General features: G+C 73.1%; 18 protein-coding genes, 1 other RNA gene and 2 pseudogenes. 11 read left to right on the top strand and 10 right to left on the bottom strand.

Annotation, left to right across the window (positions count from 1 at the left end; genetic code table 11):
* Nucleotides 1–80: 80 nt before the first annotated feature.
* The 3 genes and pseudogenes from IE273_RS00290 to rnpB all read left to right on the top strand — a co-directional run bounded on the left by IE273_RS00290 (nucleotide 81) and on the right by rnpB (nucleotide 2,233).
* Complete coding sequence (locus IE273_RS00290; protein WP_189813088.1) at nucleotides 81–929, top strand: AraC family transcriptional regulator; 849 nt, start codon at nucleotides 81–83, stop codon at nucleotides 927–929.
* Nucleotides 926–1,705, top strand: a pseudogene (locus IE273_RS45025) (DMT family transporter); the annotation flags it as partial. The gene IE273_RS00290 and the pseudogene IE273_RS45025, both read left to right, overlap by 4 nt.
* A gap of 115 nt (nucleotides 1,706–1,820) precedes the next feature.
* Nucleotides 1,821–2,233: RNase P RNA component class A (gene rnpB, locus IE273_RS00280), an RNA gene on the top strand.
* Nucleotides 2,234–2,350: 117 nt separating this feature from the next.
* Here rnpB and IE273_RS00275 read toward each other — a convergent pair.
* From IE273_RS00275 to IE273_RS00250, 6 genes and pseudogenes are all read right to left on the bottom strand, one after another.
* Complete coding sequence (locus tag IE273_RS00275; RefSeq protein ID WP_189813087.1) at nucleotides 2,351–2,872, bottom strand: NUDIX domain-containing protein; 522 nt, start codon at nucleotides 2,870–2,872, stop codon at nucleotides 2,351–2,353.
* The gene (locus IE273_RS00270) at nucleotides 2,869–3,951 is read right to left on the bottom strand and encodes an NsdA family TPR-like regulatory protein (RefSeq protein WP_229887017.1); all 1,083 of its coding nucleotides are present in this window, start codon (nucleotides 3,949–3,951) and stop codon (nucleotides 2,869–2,871) included. Before IE273_RS00270 ends, IE273_RS00275 begins: the two co-directional genes overlap by 4 nt.
* A 14-nt stretch (nucleotides 3,952–3,965) precedes the next feature.
* A pseudogene (locus tag IE273_RS00265) lies at nucleotides 3,966–4,793 on the bottom strand (ribonucleotide reductase N-terminal alpha domain-containing protein); the annotation flags it as partial.
* A gap of 473 nt (nucleotides 4,794–5,266) precedes the next feature.
* Entirely contained in the window at nucleotides 5,267–5,377 is a 111-nt protein-coding gene (locus tag IE273_RS43255; protein WP_373309292.1) for a hypothetical protein, read from the bottom strand.
* Nucleotides 5,378–5,479: 102 nt separating this feature from the next.
* Entirely contained in the window at nucleotides 5,480–5,857 is a 378-nt protein-coding gene (locus IE273_RS00255) for a VOC family protein (protein WP_189813086.1), read from the bottom strand.
* A 150-nt stretch (nucleotides 5,858–6,007) separates the two neighbouring features.
* Nucleotides 6,008–6,553, bottom strand: coding sequence for a DoxX family protein (locus tag IE273_RS00250; protein ID WP_189813085.1), 546 nt, complete (start codon nucleotides 6,551–6,553; stop codon nucleotides 6,008–6,010).
* A 129-nt stretch (nucleotides 6,554–6,682) separates the two neighbouring features.
* On the opposite strand from IE273_RS00250, the gene IE273_RS00245 reads away from it, so the two are divergent.
* The 3 genes from IE273_RS00245 (at nucleotide 6,683) to IE273_RS00235 (ending at nucleotide 9,399) form a co-directional block, all read left to right on the top strand.
* The gene (locus IE273_RS00245) at nucleotides 6,683–7,009 is read left to right on the top strand and encodes a nuclear transport factor 2-like protein (RefSeq protein ID WP_189813084.1); all 327 of its coding nucleotides are present in this window, start codon (nucleotides 6,683–6,685) and stop codon (nucleotides 7,007–7,009) included.
* 86 nt (nucleotides 7,010–7,095) lie between these two features.
* A complete protein-coding gene (locus IE273_RS00240) occupies nucleotides 7,096–8,076 on the top strand; it encodes an aldo/keto reductase (RefSeq protein ID WP_189813083.1) in 981 nt (326 codons plus the stop codon).
* A gap of 138 nt (nucleotides 8,077–8,214) precedes the next feature.
* Nucleotides 8,215–9,399 carry a D-alanyl-D-alanine carboxypeptidase family protein gene (locus tag IE273_RS00235; RefSeq protein ID WP_229887016.1) on the top strand — a complete coding sequence of 395 codons (1,185 nt, stop codon included), beginning with the start codon at nucleotides 8,215–8,217 and terminating at the stop codon, nucleotides 9,397–9,399.
* Between the two features lie 315 nt (nucleotides 9,400–9,714).
* On the opposite strand, the gene IE273_RS00230 is transcribed toward IE273_RS00235, so the two are convergent.
* Both IE273_RS00230 and IE273_RS00225 read right to left on the bottom strand, forming a co-directional pair.
* Nucleotides 9,715–10,473, bottom strand: a complete 759-nt coding sequence (locus tag IE273_RS00230) for an SDR family oxidoreductase (RefSeq protein WP_189813081.1) — start codon at nucleotides 10,471–10,473, stop codon at nucleotides 9,715–9,717.
* Nucleotides 10,474–10,529: 56 nt separating this feature from the next.
* Nucleotides 10,530–11,561: a Gfo/Idh/MocA family protein gene (locus IE273_RS00225; RefSeq protein ID WP_189813080.1), complete on the bottom strand. Its 1,032-nt coding sequence runs from the start codon at nucleotides 11,559–11,561 to the stop codon at nucleotides 10,530–10,532.
* 113 nt (nucleotides 11,562–11,674) lie between these two features.
* Between IE273_RS00225 and IE273_RS00220 the strand changes: the two genes are divergently transcribed.
* The 5 genes from IE273_RS00220 to IE273_RS00200 all read left to right on the top strand — a co-directional run bounded on the left by IE273_RS00220 (nucleotide 11,675) and on the right by IE273_RS00200 (nucleotide 16,738).
* Nucleotides 11,675–12,994 (top strand): multidrug effflux MFS transporter, encoded by a 1,320-nt coding sequence (locus tag IE273_RS00220; RefSeq protein WP_189813079.1) that lies wholly within the window; start codon nucleotides 11,675–11,677, stop codon nucleotides 12,992–12,994.
* The gene (locus IE273_RS00215) at nucleotides 12,934–14,115 is read left to right on the top strand and encodes a serine hydrolase domain-containing protein (RefSeq protein ID WP_189813078.1); all 1,182 of its coding nucleotides are present in this window, start codon (nucleotides 12,934–12,936) and stop codon (nucleotides 14,113–14,115) included. The genes IE273_RS00220 and IE273_RS00215 overlap by 61 nt, the downstream gene beginning before the upstream one ends.
* A gap of 123 nt (nucleotides 14,116–14,238) precedes the next feature.
* Nucleotides 14,239–15,216: a small ribosomal subunit Rsm22 family protein gene (locus IE273_RS00210; protein ID WP_189813077.1), complete on the top strand. Its 978-nt coding sequence runs from the start codon at nucleotides 14,239–14,241 to the stop codon at nucleotides 15,214–15,216.
* Nucleotides 15,217–15,259: 43 nt separating this feature from the next.
* Nucleotides 15,260–15,874, top strand: coding sequence for a TetR/AcrR family transcriptional regulator (locus tag IE273_RS00205; RefSeq protein ID WP_189813076.1), 615 nt, complete (start codon nucleotides 15,260–15,262; stop codon nucleotides 15,872–15,874).
* Nucleotides 15,875–15,997: 123 nt separating this feature from the next.
* The gene (locus IE273_RS00200) at nucleotides 15,998–16,738 is read left to right on the top strand and encodes a bifunctional DNA primase/polymerase (RefSeq protein WP_189813075.1); all 741 of its coding nucleotides are present in this window, start codon (nucleotides 15,998–16,000) and stop codon (nucleotides 16,736–16,738) included.
* A gap of 30 nt (nucleotides 16,739–16,768) precedes the next feature.
* On the opposite strand, the gene IE273_RS00195 is transcribed toward IE273_RS00200, so the two are convergent.
* Together IE273_RS00195 and efeU are read right to left on the bottom strand one after the other, a co-directional pair.
* Nucleotides 16,769–17,761: an SCO2278 family lipoprotein gene (locus tag IE273_RS00195; RefSeq protein ID WP_189813074.1), complete on the bottom strand. Its 993-nt coding sequence runs from the start codon at nucleotides 17,759–17,761 to the stop codon at nucleotides 16,769–16,771.
* Nucleotides 17,721–18,593: an iron uptake transporter permease EfeU gene (gene efeU / locus IE273_RS00190; RefSeq protein ID WP_189813073.1), complete on the bottom strand. Its 873-nt coding sequence runs from the start codon at nucleotides 18,591–18,593 to the stop codon at nucleotides 17,721–17,723. The genes IE273_RS00195 and efeU overlap by 41 nt, the downstream gene beginning before the upstream one ends.
* Between the last annotated feature and the right edge of the window lie 2 nt (nucleotides 18,594–18,595).

Raw genomic sequence — 18,595 nt, 5'->3', positions numbered from 1 at the left:
GGGCTTCCGGCGCTGTACCCGGTAGCGGGGACACGGCGCGGGACGGGCGCCGGTCGCGGGAGTCGTGAGGGGACGGTCCGATGGGGGAACAGGCACGGTGGACACGGGCCCGGCTGGGCCGCTGCGGTCCCCCGCTCGACCTGCTCACCGCGAGCTTCCGCCGGCACGTCTACGCCCCGCACGCCCACGACGAGTACACGATCGGCGTCTGCGTCGGCGGCTCGGAGATCATCGACTACCGGGGCGGCCACATCCGCACCGGCCCCGGCACGATCGTCGTCCTCGAACCCGGCGAGATGCACACCGGCGGCCCCGGCAACCCCACCGACGGCTACGCCTACCGCGCCCTGTACGCCGAGCCGTCCCTGCTGGCCGACGGCACCCTCGGCGGCCTGCCGCACTTCCGCGAACCCCTCGTCGACGACCCGGCGCTGGCCGAGGCCCTGCGCACCGCCCACACGCGACTGAGCGCCTGCCCCGACCCGCTGGAGGCCGAGTCCGTCCTGCCCTGGGTGCTCACGGCCCTGGCCCGACGCCACTCCACGGCCCGCCCGCTCGCCGACCGCATCCCCGGCGCCGACGCCATAGCCCGCACGGTCCGCGACCGCCTCGCCGACGAACTCACCGACCCGCCCTCCCTGGCCCTGCTCGCCACCGACCTCGGTCTGTCCCGCTACCAGCTCCTGCGCGCCTTCCGTACGACGATGGGTATACCCCCCTACGCCTGGCTCGCCCAGCACCGGGTCACCAAGGCGCGGTTCCTGCTGGAGAGCGGCCTGCGCCCCGCCGACGTGGCCACCCTCGTCGGCTTCGCCGACCAGGCCCACCTGACCCGCTGGTTCCGCCGGGTGCTCGGGGTGACCCCGGCGGCCTACCGCAACAGCGTTCAAGACAGCCCCGGACCGCGAGGCCGACACTCGGCCGCATGACTGCACGCGGCTGGTTCCTGTTCTCCCTGATGGGAGTGGTCTGGGGCATCCCCTATCTGATGATCAAGGTGGCGGTGGACGCGGTGTCCCCGCCGGTGGTGGTGTTCACGCGCTGCGCGCTCGGCGCGGCCCTGCTGCTCCCGTTCGCCCTCCGCCAGGGCGGCTTCGGGGACGCGATACGACGCCACTGGCGCCCCATGCTGGCCTTCGCGGTCCTGGAGATCATGATCCCCTGGTTCACCCTGACCGACGCCGAACGGCACCTGTCCAGCTCGACGGCGGGCCTGCTGATCGCGGGCGTACCGATCGTCGGCGTGGTCCTGGCCCGGTTCCTGGGCGACACCGAGCACCTCGGCGCCCGCCGGGTCTCGGGCCTGACCCTGGGCCTGGCCGGGGTGGCGGTCCTCACCCTCCCGCACCTCACCGGCGGCGACGCCCGCTCCCTGGCGGAGGTCCTGGTGACGGTCCTGGGCTACGCCACGGCCCCCCTGATCGCCGCCCGCCGCCTCAAGGAGGTCCCGTCGCTTCACCTGACGGCCGCGTGCCTCACCCTGGCCGCCCTGGTCTACGCCCCCGCGGCGGCCCTCACCCGCCCGGCCGCCCTGCCCTCGCCCACCGTCCTGGCCGCGCTCGCCGGACTGGGCGTGATCTGCACCGCGGTGGCGTTCGTGGCCTTCCTGGAGCTGATCAAGGAGGCCGGCCCCACCCGGGCCACGGTGATCACCTACGTCAACCCGGCGGTGGCGGTGGCGGCGGGCGCCCTGTTCCTGGACGAACCGCTGACCCTCCCGGTGCTGGCCGCCTTCGCCCTCATCCTGGCCGGCTCGGTCCTCGCGACGGCCGCGGGTCCGCGACGCGGCACGCGCCCGGTACCATGGTCGTCACGGCAGACGAGCCGGGCGGACGGCCGCGTGGAGTCCCCCTAGGGGGCTTCCCGAGGAACGTCCGGGCTCCACAGGGCAGGGTGGTGGCTAACGGCCACCCGGGGTGACCCGCGGGACAGTGCCACAGAAAGCAGACCGCCCGGGGCTCCGGCCCCTGGTAAGGGTGAAACGGTGGTGTAAGAGACCACCAGTGCCCAGGGTGACCTGGGCAGCTAGGTAAACCCCACCCGGAGCAAGGTCAAGAGGGGCCGCCTCTCGCAAGAGGGGCGTCCCTGCGCGGACGATCGAGGGCGGCCCGCCCGAGTCCGCGGGTAGACCGCACGAGGCCGGCGGCAACGCCGGCCCTAGATGGATGGCCGTCGCCCCGGCGTCCGCGAGGACACCGGGGAACAGAACCCGGCGTACAGCCCGACTCGTCTGCCGCCCTGTATTTCCACCAGTCAGCCATGTGTTCTCGCTGAACAAACCATCCGGATCGAATGAGGGCCCGCGTAATCCGAGCGTGCTGACCAGCCTGAGCACCGCATCCGGAGCTGATCACATGAGGGGTGCGCCGTCGTGGAGGTACAGCGGCCGTCCCGCGTCCCTCGCCTTCATGGCGTGCTCGAACCGGCGCCGGATGCGGTCCCGGAGGCGACCGGCGGCTTCGGCGGCCGTGACGAAGGCCGCTTCGGACAACTCGTCGTCTCGTGGCCGTAGCCGGTCGGCCTGGTCCCCGTCCAGGGTGCCGCCGTCGAAGATGAACGCGATCTGATCATCCCAGGGGCCGTGCGGGGCCACCCAGTCCACCACCAGCAGTCCGAGCAGCGTGACGTGTATGCCGAGTTCTTCCATCAGCTCACGGCGTGCCGTCTTCTCCGGCGGCTCGTTGGCCTCCGCCATCCCGCCGGGCAGATCCCATCCCGGTTTGTAGGTGGGGTTCACCAGGAGCACACGGCCGGACGGGTCCCGCAGCAGCACATCGGCCGCCACGCGCTTGCGGGCCTGCTTGGCGTTGCCCTCCGCGAGGTACGCGTTCCACGCGTCGGTGTCGGCGGGATCGGGTGCTGTGGGCCTCATGCGATGGTGCCTTCCGGGGACGGCGGGATCAGATCAGCCAGCAGGAGCATTCTGGCGCGGCGTGCATCATCGAACCGCGCCAGGTACTCCCGGACCGGCCGGTACTCCCGGTGCGGCTCCAGCAGCCGGCGTAGCCCGTCAAGCTGCTGCACCACTCGGACCGAACCGAGAGTCGGGCTCGTACTGAGTAGGTCGTGGCCGACGCTCACCGCGGCGTCCAGGTCACCCCGGCGTACGTGGATGTCCACCAGGCTGATCCGGCTGAGAGCCAGGGACCGCGCCCGCCCCGCCTCGCGCAGCGCAACAGCTTGTTCGGCCTGCGGCAGCGCCTCGTCGTACTGCACCAGGTCACGCAGGATCAGGGCTGACTCGCTGGCCAGCGCGGCGGCGTCGAACGGGCTCAGCCACGGGTGATCAGCAGCGGGCGAAGCCTCCAGGTCGCGGTGCGCGGCCTCCAGCGCGTGGGCGGCCGGGGTGCGCTGAGACGCGACCGCCAGCGCACGCGCCTGCATGGTGTGCAACCGCGCCGTCAGCGCGGGAATCCGAGGCCCCTGCGCGGCCAGTTCGAGCCCGGTCCGCGCCCAGCCGACAGCCCCGGCCGCATCCCCGGTCTCAAGGGCAAGGTGGCTGCTGCTCGCAGCGACGTGCGCGGCCAACGGGAGGTCACCAGAGGTACGGGCCAGAGGGAGAGCGCGGGCGAAGTGCTGGGCCGCACGGTCATCATGACCGGAGTCGTGAGCCATCCAGCCCGCCATCTCGGTCAGCGCGGCTGCGGCGGCGAACACCTGCGGACCGCTGCCGATGTCGACCAGCCGGGGCGCCACCCGGTCCGACAGGTGGCGGACGACAGCCCCGTACAACCTGCCGCCGCCGGTCTGCCGGTCAGCGCTGCGGAAATGATCCATCGCCACCAGGTCGTCACCGTCCGGCGGCGGCCGGTCCGTCCGCTCGTGCTCGGCGGCCGTCGGCGCGGGCTCCCACGAGCGTCGAGCCAGCCCCAGCAGATGGCCGGGGATGTGGAAGGCGTCGGCGATCTGCTCGAACAGGGTCAGCTTCTCCACCCGGCTCTTGCCGTTCATGTAGTCGTACAGCCGCCCCTGCGTGACCGGATGAAGGAGCCGCGGGAGCGGATGCGCGAGTAGGACAGGCCGATGCCGCCGGCGTGCTTGGAGAGGCGGGCGACCTGGTGGTAGCGGTCGTAGATGGAGTCCAGCTCGTCCAGCGGGGAGTCCAGCAGGTAGCACGCGGACATCTGCGGGTGCGGGGTGCCGGAGTTGAAGAGTGTGGGGGAGGAGGGCAGATAGTCCAGGCGGCTCATCAGGTCGTACAGCGCGGACACTTGGTCCACCGAGCGCTCCGTGTCGTCCTCCGCCAGGCCGCTCGCCACCCGCAGCAGGAAGTGCTGGGGCGTCTCCACCACCTTGCGGGTGACCGGGTGGCGCAGCAGGTAGCGGCTGTAGAGCGTGCGCAGGCCGAAGTAACCGAACCGGTCGTCGGCGCCCTCCGCCACGGCGGACTCGACCAGGGCGTCGAGCCGTTCGGCGTGGGTGCGGACGAACTCCGCCGTGCCGTCGGCGATCAGGCCCTCGCGCCGGCCGAGCGCGATCGACTCGGTGAAGGACGACACGCCCTGCGCGGCTACCTCACGGCGGATGCTGATCGTCAGCAGCCGGGCGGCCAGCTTGGAGTAGGCGGGGTCCTCGGAGATGAGCCCGGCGGCGGCCTCCGTGGCCAGCTCCCGCAGCTCCGCCTCGTCGGCTCGGGCGGACCGTCCGCGCAGCGCGGCGGCGGCGACCCGCCCGGGGTCGGCGTCGGGCAGGTCGGCGGTCAGCTCGGTCAGCGTCCGCAGCAGCGCGGGCTCCAGGTCCCGCTGCAAGGGCTCCTCGGTGCGCGAGGCCGGAAAGCTCGGAGCGATGGTCACGTGGTGCTCCCTCGTTGGGTGGAGGGCGGGGCCCGGGACACAGGGGTGGCAAGGCGTGGAAAGGCAGACGCCAGTGCCCGAGGGGCCCGCTGTGCCGTGGGCGTCTCAGGTGTCGCCGAAATCAGGTGGGAGCATACATCTTGTGTCTCGCGTCGCAATGGACCCCAGATGTAGTGTCCCGGGGTGCGTTAGTTGTTCGGACAGCGAGCGGAAACGGGGCTCTGCGTCCAGGCGCGACAAGGGCTCCGCGGGCTCTCCCGCGACGCCCGTGGAGGGTGCGCGGTCGGGCCGTGGCCGGACGGGAGACGGGCTGTGCCGCACGGGGCGGAAGCGACAGGAGCTCAAAGATGGCTGAAAGTCATCAGTGCGTTCGCCGCCCTCGGGGAGGCCCCTTCAGGCAGGAGAGACCCCTTCAAGCGGGAGAGGCCCCTTCAAGCGGGGGAGACGCCTTCAAGCGTCGAGGGAGTGCCGTGTCAGGTCAGCACGGCGCAGCCGCGCAGGTCGAGATGGGTCCGCACGGTCAACCTGCCGATTGGGTGCGGGAGTTCGTCGAGCTGGTTGTTGCGCAGGTCCAGGTGGCGCAGCCGGCGCGGCCCGCCGACGCTCGGCGGCAGTGCCGCTCGACCGAACGACAGGCCGCAGACCGAACGACAGGCCGCTCGTCCGACCGACAGACCGACAGACCGTCAGCCGTTCGCCCGCTCCGCCGCGCTGCGTTCCACGCAGAACTCATTGCCTTCGGGGTCGTGCAGCGTCACCCACCCCGTTCCGTCGGGCCTTCGGTGGTCGCTCTCCAGCGTGGCACCGAGCGAGAGCAGCCGCTCGACCTCTTCGTCCCGGGTGAGGTCCTGAGGCTGGAGATCCACGTGCACGCGGTTCTTCACGCTCTTGCGGTCATCGACCCGGACGAACAGCAAGGTGGCCGTGGCGGATGTGACCACGGCTTCCGGATCTCCTGGAAAGTCGTCCTCGGCGAGAGAGCCGTCCAGAACCTCGGCCCAGAAACGCGCAAGGTCGTAGGGATCAGCAGAGTCGATGGTGACATGGCGGATCAAGGAGGTCATGGCCCCGACCCGATCATGAATGCCTCCTGCCGTCCAGAGACAGCCGGCCCCGGCGCCGGTCGCCAGGCCCCGAGCATGACCGGAGAGGCAGGCGCCGCCCGCCGCCCCGCAGGACGCCCGTTGGCTCCCCCTCGAAGGACGACCGCTGGCTCACTCCTCGAACAGCGTCTCCTGTTCGCCCTCCGCCTGCTGCCGTACCCGGCGGTTGCGGGCGCCCACCACCACGGCCGTCGCCGCGGCGGTCACGCCGAGGGCGACCGGGACCATCCAGCCGCGGTCGAAGACGTGGCCGAGGGCGTGGTCGAGGGAGAGGCGGCCCGGACCGGCGACGGCGAGGCCGGCCGCGGCCAGGCCGAGGGTCGCCGCGTACTCGTAGCCGCCCTCCTGCGCGAAGAAGCCGTGGGGCATGTGCACCGCCGCCGCCCCCGCCATCCCGCCGGCCGCCGCCGCGCCCGCCGCCGGGGTCGCGAGGCCCAGCGCCAGCAGTGTGCCGCCACCCGCCTCAGCCAGGCCCGACGCCGTCGCGCTCAGCTTGCCGGGCACGAAGCCGATGGACTCCATGTACTGGCCGGTGCCCTCCAGCCCGTGCCCGCCGAACCAGCCGAACAGCTTCTGCGCGCCGTGCGCCGCCAGTACCCCGCCGGTGCTCAGCCGAAGCAGCAGCAGGCCCAGATCACGTCGGTCGTAACAGGTCACGGTGACTCCCCAGCAGACAGGCGGACACGTCCCCTCCCGCGTTCCCACCCTCGCACCGCCGACGCGGTCCGGCCCGTCCTGGCTGCCGTTCGGGTGGCGGGCCCGCCGGCGCGGTGTGAGCCTGACGCCATGACGATTCAGCCGGCCAAGCTCAGCGACCCCGTGGTCCGGGCCTTCGTCCACGCCGTCAACGCCCACGACCGCGAGGGCTTCATGGCCCTGCTCACGCCCGGGGCGACCATGGCCGACGACGGCTCCGACCGGGACCTCGCCGACTGGATCGACCGGGAGATCTTCTCCTCCCACGGCCACATGGAGGTCGACAACGAGTCCGCCGGCGGCCGGACCCTGCTCGCCCGCTACCGCAACGACACCTGGGGCGAGATGCGCACCCGGTGGAGCTTCACCGTCGAGGACGACGGGCGGATCTCGCGGTTCGAGACCGGGCAGGCGTAGGAAGACCCGGGCTTGAGGAGACGCACACGTGACGACGCCCCCGTGGGCTTGTGTTCGCGTGCGCTCCAACCCCTACCGTCCCGCCCATGACGACACGAACGCTGGGACGCAGCGGCATCGAGGTGAGCGCGCTCGGTTTCGGGTGCTGGGCCATCGGGGGTGAGCACCAGACCGCCGACGGGCAGCCCGTCGGCTGGGGGAAGGTGGACGACGACGAGTCCGTACGGGCCGTCCGCCGGGCGCTGGACCTCGGCGTCACCTTCTTCGACACCGCCGACTCCTACGGCACCGGGCACAGCGAGGAGATCCTCGGCAAGGCCCTCGGCAAGCGGCGGGACGACGTCGTCCTCGCCACCAAGTGGGGCAACGTCTTCGACGCGGACACCCGTACCCTCACCGGCACCGACGCCACCCCGGAGTACGCCCGCCGGGCCCTCACCGCCTCCCTGCGCCGCCTCGGCACCGACCGCGTCGACCTCTACCAGCTCCACATCTCCGACGCCGACCCGGCACGGGCCGCCGAACTGCGCGACGCCTGCGAGGAGTTCGTCGGCGAAGGGCTCGTCCGCGCCTACGGCTGGAGCACCGACGACCCCGCGCGGGCCGCCGTCTTCGCCGAGGGCCCGCACTGCGCGGCCGTACAGCACACCCTCAACGTCCTCCAGGACGCACCGGAACTCGTGGCCCTGTGCGAGCGGCTGGAGCTGGCGAGCGTCAACCGCAGCCCGCTCGCCATGGGACTGCTCGCCGGGCGGCGCGGCGGGTCGCTGGAGGCCGGGGACATCCGGAGCCGGCCGCCGGCCTGGCTCCCGGGGTACGCGGACGACGGCTCCGGCGCCGATCCCGAGTGGCTGGCCCGGACCGACGCGGTCCGCTCCCTCCTCACCAGCGACGGCCGCAGCCTCGCCCAGGGCGCCCTCGCCTGGCTGTGGGCCCGCAGCCCGCGCACCGTGCCCATCCCCGGTTTCCGGACCGTCGCCCAGACCGAGGAGAACGCCGGGGCGCTCGCGCAGGGGCCCCTCACCGCGGCACAGTCGGCGGAGATCGACCGTCTGCTCGGCAGGTGAGCGGTAGGAGGGGTGTAAGAGAGGTGTAAGGGCCGGGGAACCGGGGTACTTCATCGGATTTTCATAACGCGGCAAATTCCGTGCCGTCTCGGCCACCAGTTCGCGAAGTCCCTGCTCGACGCGGTGTACGGTCCCCGGGTGCGTGAATGTTCCCGGCTCAGCCGGCGTGCCGTCCTCGGGCTGACGGCCGCCGCCCTTCCCCTGTCCACGGCCACCTCCGCCGCCGCGGCGACCGTCGTCGGCGGCGAGCGGCTCGCCCGCGCCGGCGTCCAGGTGCGCGGCGCCACCGGGCTGCCCAAGAAGCTCACCGCCCACTCCTGGCTGGTCGCCGACTGCGAGAGCGGGGAGGTGCTCGCCTCGTTCGACGCACACCGGCGGCTCGCGCCCGCGTCCACGCTGAAGATGCTGTTCGCGGACACCGTGCTGAAGAAGTTCGACCGCGCCGAGCGGTACAGGGTCACCGACGCCGACCTCGCCGACATCCCGGCCGGCTCCAGCCTCGTCGGCATCAAGCCCGGCCTCACCTACACCGTCGAGCAGCTGTGGCAGGGCGTGTTCCTGCGCTCGGGGAACGACGCCGTGCACGTGCTGTCCCACATGAACGGGGGCATCGCGAAGACCGTCGCCGAGATGCAGGCCAAGGCCGCGGACCTCCAGGCCCTGGACACCCATGTGGTCAGCCCGGACGGCTTCGACCACAAGGGGCAGCTCTCCTCGGCGTACGACCTCACGCTCTTCGCCCGTCACGGCCTGAAGGACCCCGGTTTCCGCGCCTACTGCGGCACGCGGACCGCCGACTTCCCGGCCGGCGGGAAGAAGACCTTCCAGATCCAGAACACCGACCGTCTGCTCACCGGGGCATGGGGTCTGAAGACCTACGACGGGCTGATCGGTGTCAAGAACGGCTACACCAGCCACGCCGGGAACACCTTCACCGGCGCGGCCACCCGGGGCGGGCGCACCCTGCTGGTCACCGTGATGCATCCCGACGCGGGCGGCAACGCCGTCTACGAGCACACCGCCGCGCTCCTCGACTGGGGCTTCACCCACGGGCGTTCGGCCCAGCCGGTGGGCCTGCTGGTCGAACCGCTCAGCGAGGGCGGGGCGAGCGCGACCCCGGCGCCCACGCCGAAGACGGTGCAGGCGGCGGCCGGCGTACCCGGCTCGGCGTCCGGCGGCTCGGCGTGGCGGATCGCGGAGGGCGCCGCCGGGGCGCTCGCGCTGCTGGGAGCGGGAGCCTGGACCCTGCGCAGGCGCCGGGCACGGACGGCGGGGGCACCGGCGGCCGACGGAGCGGAGCCGAGGGGCGGGCACCGGCGCTGAGCGGAGTGCCGGCGCGGGTGGTCTCACCGTACCGGCGCTGAGCGGTCGTACCGCCTGCCCTGCCACCGATCCCGCCGCACGGCGCTATGTGGCGGCGGTCGTTCCAGCGGCCGGTGTGTACCCCGCGGCCCGCCGCGAGGTCCACCCCCAACTCCCGTCCGATGGAACGGCCGCCGCCTCCCCCCTCGCAGTGGCCGCGGAACCTCTGTGTCTCAACTGTGAAGCTCTGGTGGAGAAAAGTTGAGCACATGTCACCGTTGGACCGCAATAGCGCGGATGTTCAAATTCCGTTTGCGGGAGCGGCCGAAGCGCGCCTCAGCCCCGCCCGATGTACGGCATCGCCGTCGCCAGCACCGTCGCGAACTGCACGTTCGCCTCCAGCGGCAGCTCCGCCATGTGCCGTACCGTGCGCGCCACATCGGCCACGTCCATCACCGGCTCCGGGACCACCTCCCCGTTCGCCTGGAGCGCGCCCGTCCCCATCCGGGCCGTCATGTCCGTCGCCGCGTTGCCGATGTCGATCTGCCCGACCGCGATGCGGTACGGCCGCCCGTCCAGGGAGAGCGACTTGGTCAGGCCGGTCAGCGCGTGCTTGGTCGCGGTGTAGGCGACCGACCGCGGACGGGGCGTGTGGGCCGAGATCGAGCCGTTGTTGATGATCCGGCCGCCCTGCGGGTCCTGCTCCTTCATCCGCCGGTAGGCCGCCTGGGCGCACAGGAACGCGCCGTTGAGGTTGGTGTCCACCACGTGCCGCCAGGCGTCGTAGGGCAGTTCCTCGACCGGGACCCCGCCGGGCCCGAAGGTCCCCGCGTTGTTGAACAGCAGGTCCACCCGGCCGAACCGCTCCACGGTCGCCGTGAACAGCGCCTCGACGTCCTCGGGCCGTGACACGTCGGTGGGTACGGCGAGCGAGGCCGCCCCCGGCGCCAGTGCCGCCGTCTGAGTCAGCGGCTCCGCGCGCCGGCCGGCCAGCGCCACCGACCAGCCCGCGCGCAGCAGTTCCACGGCGACGGCCCGCCCGATGCCGGAGCCGGCCCCGGTCACCACCGCGATGTTCGATTGCGTGTCAGTCATGGTTCCGCAGCGTAGGCGGGAAGTCCGCCATGCGGAATCCAGTGTCCGCCATACGGTTACCCGGCGAGGACGGCCACCTCGTCACCCGCCGTCTCCTCCCCGGGGTAGCGCACCCCGATCCGCTCCCGCACCGCGTCCAGCGTCCGCATCACCGCGAGCGTGCCCTCCAGCGGCACCAGCGGCGACTCCTTCTCGCCCGCCCGCAGTGCCCGCGTGACCTCCGCCGCCTCGTGCCGCAGGCTGGTGCGCGGCCCGTCGGCCGGGTCGGCGGCGAACTCCTCGGGGTCACGGCCGTCCCGGTGCAGTACGAACCGGTCGGGGTGGAAGAAGCCGGACGGGATGTCGATCCGGCCGCGCGAACCGGTGACCGACGCGGTGACCGCCGTACCGCCGACGATCGAGCAGTGCAGCGAGGCCAGCGCACCGCTCTCCCAGGACAGCACCGCGCCCGTCTGGAGATCGACGCCCTCGGGCGACAGCACCGCGCTCGCGGCGACCCCGTCCGGCTCGCCCAGCAGCAACTGCGCGAACGACACCGGGTACACGCCCAGGTCCAGCAGCGCACCGCCGCCCAGCGCCCGATCCCGCAGCCGGTGCGCGGCCGGGAAGGGGCCGGCCAGGCCGAAGTCGGCGTGCACGGTCCGCACCTCGCCGATCGCCCCGTCCTCCACCAGCGACTTCAGCCGCCGGACCAGCGGATTGCAGTACATCCACATCGCCTCCATCAGGAAGCGGTCGTGCTCCCGCGCCAGCGCGACGAGTTCCTCCGCCTCGCGCAGGTTCAGCGTGAACGGCTTCTCGCACAGCACGTTCCGGCCCGCCTCCAGGCACAGCCCGGCCGCCGCCCGGTGCGCCGCGTGCGGAGTGGCGACGTACACGACGTCGACGTCCGGGTCCGCCGCCAGCGACTCCCAGTCGCCGTACGCCCGCTCCACCCCGAACCGCTCGGCGAACGCCTCCGCCGACTCCCGCCGGCGCGAGGCCACCGCCACGATCTCCGCGCCCGGCAGATCCACCAGATCCGCCGCGAACGCCGCCGCGATCCCGCCCGTCGCCAGGATCCCCCACCGCACGCTCTCTCCCGCCATCCCCGCCCTCGCTCGCCTGTTCCTCGGCAGTGTGTACGAGCTGAGAGCATAGGTGCCGGTCATGTCAGCGACACCGATGTCAGAGAACGGTGTCAGAGAACAGGGAGGGGCACATGCCGGACCACGCGGCGGCACCGACACCGCGACAGGACCAGCGGTCCTCCCCCACCTCCGCCTCCGCACCGTCACCGGCCCGCGCACCGCGCCGCACCGGCCCCCTCGTCACCTTCCTCCTCGGCGGCCTCACCGCGACCACCCCGCTCGCGATGGACATGTACCTGCCGTCACTGCCGGAGGTCACCCGCTCGCTCGACGCCCCCGCCGTCACCGTCCAGCTCACCCTCACCGCCTGCATGGCCGGACTCGCCCTCGGCCAACTGGTCGTCGGCCCCCTCAGCGACCGCTGGGGCCGGCGCCGCCCGCTGCTCGCCGGACTCGTCGTCTACCTGCTCGCCACCGCCCTGTGCGCCCTCGCGCCCACCGTCGAGACGCTGATCGCCTTCCGGCTGGTCCAGGGCCTCGCCGGCGCGGCCGGCGTGGTCGTCGCCCGAGCCGTCGTACGCGACCTCTACGACGGCGTCGCCATGGCCCGCTTCTTCTCCACCCTCATGCTGATCTCCGGGGCCGCCCCCATCGTCGCACCGCTCGTCGGCGGGCAGATCCTCCGGGTGACGGACTGGCGGGGCGTCTTCGTGGTGCTCACGGTGGTCGGCGCCGCGCTCACCGCCCTCGTCTGGGTCCGGCTGCCGGAGACCCTGCCGCCGGGCGAACGGCACAGCGGCGGAACCGGCGAGGCCCTGCGGGCGATGCGCGGCCTCCTCGCCGACCTGCCCTTCACCGGCTACATGCTCGCCGGCGGCTTCGCCTTCGCCGCGCTGTTCGCCTACGTGAGCGCGTCCCCCTTCGTCGTCCAGGAGATCTACGGCGCCTCCCCGCAGACCTTCAGCCTGCTGTTCGGCCTCAACTCCGTCGGCCTGGTGGCCGCCGGCCAGTTCAACGGCAAGGTGCTGGTCGGCCGGGTCAGCCTGGACAAGGTGCTCGCCGGCGGCCTGGCGGTGATCGTGCTCGCCGCGACCGCCCTGCTGCTGATGGCCACGGGCGTCTTCGGCGACACCGGCCTCGTCCCCGTCGCCGCCGCCCTCTTCGTCCTGATGTCCGCGATGGGCGTCACCCTGCCCAACGCCCAGACCCTCGCCCTGCTGCGCACCAGGCACGCGGCCGGCTCCGCCTCCGCGCTGCTCGGCACCTCCTCCTTCCTCGTCGGCGCCATCGCCTCCCCCCTCGTCGGCGTCGCCGGGGAGCACACCGCCGTCCCGATGGCCGTCGTCCAGCTGGCCGGAGCACTGGTCGCGGTGGCCTGCTTCGTGGGAATGTGCCGTCCCTGGGCGACACGGGGGACCACCCGTGCGGGGTCGGAGGGAGACGAGAGCTGAGCGCACCGAGACTGCGCGCCGGCACAGCGGAACGGGCCGGGCTCGACCCCGTCGAACTCGGGCACCTGGTCGACGAGGTGCACGCCCTCACCGCCGGCGAGCGCCCCTGGGCGCCCGGCGCCGTCGTCCTGGCCGGCCGCGGACCCGTGATCGCCGTGGCCGAGGCCGCGGGCTGGGCCGTGCGCTACGCCGCCCACGACCCCGAGAGCGGCGCCGGCGTGGAACTGCCGCCGGCCGCCCGGGTCCCGGCCACCGTCGGCACCCCCTTCGACCTGGCGTCCCTGACCAAGCTGTTCACGTCCGTCGCCGCCGTGCAGCAGATCGAGCGCGGCACCCTCGGCATGGACGCCCGCGTCGGCGACTACCTGCCCGACTTCCACGCCGCCGCCGCGCACGGCATCACGGTGCGGCAACTGCTCACCCACACCTCCGGGCTGCGCCCCGAGCTGCCCCTGTACGACTGCCCCGACGACGCCACCCGTCTCGACCTGCTGCGTGCCGAGGCCCCGTCCGGCGAGGTGGGCCGGTACGCGTACTCGGACCTGAACATGCTCCTGCTCCAGTTCGTCCTGGAACGCGTCACCGGGCGGAGCCTCGACGTCCTCGTGCGGGACTGCGTCACCCGGCCGCTCGGCATGACCGCCACCGCGTTCGGGCCCTGCCCCGGCGCCGCGGCCACCGAGGACCAGCGGCGGCCGTGGGCCAAGGCCGACCGGGGGATGCTGCGGGGCGTGGTCCACGACGAGAACGCCTGGGCGCTCGGCGGGGTCGCCGGCCACGCGGGCCTCTTCTCCACCGCGCCCGACCTGGCCGTCTTCTGCCGCGCCCTGCTCGCGGGCGGCTCCTACGGTCCCGCGCGCATCCTCGGCCCGGACTTCGTGGAGCTGCTGTTCACCCCGCCCGGACTGGGCTTCCACGTGGACCAGCCGTGGTTCATGGGCGAACTGGCGGGCCGTGGCGCGGCGGGCCACACGGGCTTCACCGGCACGGCCCTGATCCTGGACCGGGCGACGGACACGTTCCTCGTACTCCTGGCCAACACGGTCCACCCGAAACGCCGCGCCCCCGACAGCGCCCCACGCGCGAGGCTGGCGACCCACCTGGCGAGAGCGGTCATCTGAGAACCGGGGGAGGCGGTCCCGTGGGGGGTGCCTTCCCGGCCGACCGAGTCGGGCGGCGGGTGGGCGCGGGCAGCGGAGCCCCCGGCGGGCTCGCACCGGCGCCGGGCGCCATAGAATCGCCAGGTGAACGACCCCCTCCGCACAGCCCTGGCCGAGCTGCTCGACGGCCTGCCCCCCACGGAGGTCACCGCCGCCGTGGACCGGCTCATCGCCAACTACCGCGGTGACACCCCGACCCACGCGCCGATCCTCCGCGACCGCGCCGACGTGGCCGCGTACGCCGCCTACCGCATGCCCGCCACCTTCGAGGCCGTCCACTCCGCGCTGGAGGCGTTCGCGGCGACCGTCCCCGACTGGACCCCCGGCAGCCATGTCGACGTCGGCGGCGGCACCGGCGCCGCCACCTGGGCCGTCACCGCCACCTGGCCCGGCGAGCGCAGCGTCACCGTGCTGGACTGGGCCGAACCCGCCCTCGCCCTCGGCCGGGAGATCGCCGCCGCCAACCCGGCGCTGAAGGACGCCCGCTGGCAGCGCGCCCGGATCGGCGGGGACCTCACCCTGGACGCCACCGACCTGGTCACGGTGTCGTACGTCCTCAACGAACTCGCCGAGACCGACCGCGCCGCCCTCGTCGACGCCGCCGCCGGCGCCGCGCGGACCGTCGTGATCGTCGAGGCCGGCACCCCGGCCGGCTACGCGCGCGTCATCGAGGCCCGCGACCGGCTGGTCCGGGCCGGCTTCCGCATCGCCGCCCCCTGCCCGCACAGCGCCGCCTGCCCCATCGCGCCCGGCACGGACTGGTGCCACTTCTCCGCCCGCGTCGGCCGCTCCTCCCTGCACCGCCAGGTCAAGGGCGGCTCACTGGCGTACGAGGACGAGAAGTTCTCCTACGTCGCCGCCACCCGGCTGCCCGCCGAGCCCGCCCCCGCCCGGGTGGTCCGGCGCCCGCAGCTCCGCAAGGGCCAAGTGCTGCTCGACCTGTGCGAGACCGAGGAGCGGCTGCGCCGGACGACGGTCACCAAGCGCCACGGCGACCTGTACAAGGCGGCCCGGGACGCGGAGTGGGGCGACGCCTGGCCGCCGTACGACCCCGCGTCCTGACGCGTGTCGTAGCCCACCCCCGCCGCTTGTTACTTTCGACCCCATGGTCAGCAAGCCCGCACCCGACGCCACCCGCCGCAGCGAGAGGTCCCGCCGGGCCATCTACGCCGCCGCCCTCGCCCTGGTCGGGGAGGTCGGGTACCCGAAGACCACCGTCGAGGCCATCGCCGCCCGGGCCGGAGTCGGCAAGCAGACCATCTACCGCTGGTGGTCGTCCAAGGCGGACGTCCTGCTGGAGGCCTTCCTCGACCTCGCCGGGCAGTCGGCGCAGGCGGCGGGGCAGGAGGCGGACGCCGTCCCTGACACCGGTGACCTGGCCGCCGACCTCAAGGCGGTGCTGCGGGCCACGGTGGACGAGCTGTTCGACCCGCGCTTCGAGGTGCCGGCGCGGGCGCTGGCCGCGGAGGGGGTGGTCAACGAGCAGCTCGGCCGCGAGGTCGTCGCCAAGCTGCTGGAACCGCAGCTCCAGCTGTACGTCACCCGGTTGCGCTCGGCCCAGGACGCGGGGGCCGTTCGGGCCGACGTCGACCCCCGGATCGCGCTGGAGCTGTTCGTCTCCCCGCTCGCCCAGCGCTGGCTGCAACGGAGCGGGCCGGTCTCGTACGCATACACGGACACCCTCGTCGAGTACGCCCTGCACGGAATCGCCCCGCGCTGAACCGCCCGCCCACCGGTGACTGTCGGCCACTCTCCCGCGGCGACCCCCCGAAGTACGCGAAGATGGGACGATAAGGCATGCTGTCCGCACACCAGCGAGGCGACCACCAGACCGAGGGGATAGATGAGCGCGACGTTCGGCGGCCGGGGTGGCCGGCAGGGCAAACTCTCCCAGTGGCTGCTCGGACGCCGCCCGAAGGAGGCCGCCGACGACGACAGCGGCCGTGAGACCCTGCTGCTCGCAGCCGCCGCCGCGGGCCTGCCCCTCGCCCCGGCCGCGCACCCCGCCGACGGCTACCGCTGCTCCTGCGACCGCGTGGGCTGTCCCACCCCCGCCCGGCACCCGGTGTCGTTCGCCTGGCAGACGCAGTCCACCACGGACCGCGCCCAGATCGAGCGCTGGGCCCGGCACCAGCCGACGGCGAACTTCATCACCGCCACCGGCATGGTGCACGACGTGCTGGACGTGCCCCTGGAGGCCGGCCGGGAGGCGCTGGACCGGCTGCTCGGCTCCGGCGTCGAGGTCGGCCCGGTCGCCGAGAGCGACGACGGCCGCCTGCTGTTCTTCACCCTCACCCGCGGCACCCCCGAGGACGAGGACGAGTGGTGGCCCTGCGAGCTGGACTGCCACCCCGAGACGATGGACGAGCACCCCGGGCTGCGCTGGCACTGCCGGGGCTCCTACGTCCTGGTACCGCCCGCCCGGCTGCCCGGCGACGCCGACCAGCGGGTGCGCTGGGTGCGCGGCCCGGAGCATCCGCTGCCGGACCCGCTGAGCCTGCTGGAGGCGCTCACCGACGCCTGTGCCCGGCACGTGGGCTCCGAGCCCGGCCACCACGGCACGGCCTGGCCCCTGCACCACTGACGGGCCGGCGGGCCCCCGGTCCCGCTCGTCCTACTCGCCCTGCGCGGACGTCAGCCCCTGCACCCGTCCCAGCACCCGCACCGGGCCACTGCCGGCCGGGTCGAGCACGGCCTGGTTGGCGATCGACTCCAGCGTCAGGGACTGCTTCACGTCGCCCTTGATCAGGGCCTGCACGTCCTTGTTCGGGACCGGCACGGTGGCGCCCGTGGAGGCGGTCTGCTTCTCGTAGTGGTGCGTGGCGAAGAACACCAGCGCCCCGCCGTCCGCCGTGCGCAGCGCGAGCGGCGCGTAGTCGCCGTGGGTGAGCGGTTCGTCGATGAACTGCCGGACCAGGCCGGGCTTCTTGGCCTCCTTCGCGCGGTCCGCGCGCAGCCCGCTGGTGTCGCGCCCGTCCGCGAAGGTCTTCCCGCCGTTCTCCAGGTAGTCCGCGTACGTCTTGCTCAACGCGTCCGGGCGGACGGCCAGCCCGCCGGCACCGGCCGGTATGGCCTCGGCCCAGCCGTCCTGGTCCGTCTTGAACGCGGGCACGGTGCCGGGGGCCATGAGCGTCAGATAGCCCACCTGCCAGCGCTCGCCGAGGTCGCCCCGGGTGAAGACCAGCACCCAGCGGTAGTTCCCGCCCTTGTTGCCCCGGGCGTCGGCGACGAACCAGCGGGGCCAGCCGGCCTTCTCCGGGATCGTGATCTTCACGTCCGTCAGCGTCAGCGGGGTGTGGTTCGCGTTCCCCGACGGGCTGTTGACGTGCCCGGCCCGCAGCCGGGCGGAGTCGATGTCGGAGAGCGCGCCGGTGACGTAGGGCGCGTCCAGGGAGCTGTCGTAGGCCTTGTCGGCCCTGTTGTACGCGTCCGTGAACGCGGTGACCGCCTTCGCGGCCTCGGCGCGGGTGGCCGCGGGAAGCACCACCCGCTCCCCGTGCACCACCACGCATCCGCTCGCGGTCAGCGACAAAGCGGTCAGCGAGGCCGCTATGAGTGCGTTCCGGTCACGCCTGCGAAGCCGCTGACGGCTGCGTTCCCTGGTCATCGGGCTCCTTCACCTTCCCCTTCCCGGAGGCGAACCCTACCGGGGAGAGGAACAGCCCGAGCACCGGGACCAGGTACAGCGCCCACACCGTGATCTGAAGGACCGTCGGGTCCGGCTGGAAGTTGAACACGCCCTTCAGCAGGGTGCCGTACCAGCTGTCCGGCGGGATGACGCCGGAGATGTCGAAGGCCAGGTCGTTCAGGCCCGGGATCCAGTCGGCCTCCTGGAGGTCGTGGAAGCCGTACGCCAGCACGCCCGCCGCCACCACGACCAGCATCCCGCCGGTCCAGGTGAAGAACTTGGCCAGGTTGATCTTCAGGGCGCCCCGGTAGAACAGCCAGCCCAGCAACACCGCCGTGGCGAGGCCGAGGGCGACGCCGATCAGCGGGCGCGGGGTGCCGTCGCTCGCCGCGTGCACCGACGCCCACACGAACAGCGCGGTCTCCAGGCCCTCCCGGCCGACCGCGAGGAACGCGGTGGCGACCAGCGCGCCCGTGCCCAGGGCGAGGGCGGCGTCCAGCTTGCCGTGCAGTTCCGACTTCAGGTGCCGGGCGGTGCGCCGCATCCAGAACACCATCCAGGTCACCAGGCCCACGGCGACGACCGACAGGGAGCCGCCGAGCGCCTCCTGCGCCTGGAACGTCAGCTCCTGGGAGCCGAACTCCAGGGCGCAGCCGAAGCCCATGGCGATGGCGATCGCGATGCCGATGCCGATCCAGATCGGCCGCAGGGCGTCCTTGCGGCCGGTCTTGACCAGGTAGGCGATCAGGATGCAGACGACGAGCGACGCCTCCAGTCCCTCGCGCAGGCCGATCAGGTAGTTGGAGAACACGG

The sequence above is a fragment of the Streptomyces olivaceoviridis genome, from assembly GCF_014650115.1.
Classification (GTDB): Bacteria; Actinomycetota; Actinomycetes; order Streptomycetales; family Streptomycetaceae; genus Streptomyces; species Streptomyces olivaceoviridis.
This window is presented reverse-complemented; position numbering and strand designations above follow the sequence as displayed.